At 58.8% G+C, this 794-nt stretch carries 1 protein-coding gene; it reads left to right on the top strand.

The annotated features are described in order from the left end of the window. Positions 1-64: 64 nt before the first annotated feature. Positions 65-724 (top strand): CDP-alcohol phosphatidyltransferase family protein, encoded by a 660-nt coding sequence (locus tag NW820_RS13015; RefSeq protein ID WP_414407724.1) that lies wholly within the window; start codon positions 65-67, stop codon positions 722-724. The last annotated feature ends 70 nt before the right edge of the window (positions 725-794 follow it).

Genomic DNA, 794 nt, shown 5'->3' with positions numbered 1-794 from the left:
TGGGATCCCAGCCGGTGGTGATCATCGGCAACAGCGTTGCAGAGCAATAAGAAAGGAGTGTTTCTTGCTGGATAAGGTGCTTAGGCAGTGGAAGGAGCGGCTGTTGGCTCCAGTGCTGCAAACCCCTCTCCAACAGGTGCATCCCCTAGCCATTACCCTGTCGGGGTTTGCCATGGGCCTGGCCTCTGGGACAGCGGCAGCTTACGGGGCCTACGGGTGGGGGCTGGGCCTGTGGTTGCTGAACCGGTTTATGGACGGGCTGGACGGCACGTTGGCTCGTCTGCAGGGACGGCAAAGCGATCTGGGGGGCTACCTGGATATGCTGCTGGACGTGGTGGTCTACGCAGTCGTTCCCCTGGGGCTGGCCTTTCACCAGGGATCCCTGCTGGGCTATGCTTCTCTGGCTCTGATGCTGGCCAGCTTTTACATCAACCTTTGCTCCTGGATGTATTTGGCAGGGCTGTTGGAAAAACGGCGTTCGCGACAGCGTTGCGGAGCAACAAGGACGGATGGCACTGTCGGGGCGGGATCCCTGGATGAACTGACCAGCTTAAGTATGCCGTCGGGGCTTATCGAGGGCAGCGAAACCATCTTTTTCTACGGCTTGTTTTTCCTTTTCCCGGAGTACATGGTGGGCTTGTTTGGGCTGATGGCGATTCTGGTGCTCTTGAGTGCTGTGCAGCGGTTGGTTTGGGCGCTGGGATCGCTTTCTGCTCCAAGGTGAGCCCGGAAAGGGTCTGTTACTATGGCTCCGTCCGGCTGGCGCGAGTTGGGTTACAAGGGTTCCCCATCAG

Origin of the sequence: Synechococcus sp. R55.7, assembly GCF_047461955.1 — a bacterium.
Taxonomy (GTDB): domain Bacteria; phylum Cyanobacteriota; class Cyanobacteriia; order Thermostichales; family Thermostichaceae; genus Thermostichus.
This window is presented reverse-complemented; position numbering and strand designations above follow the sequence as displayed.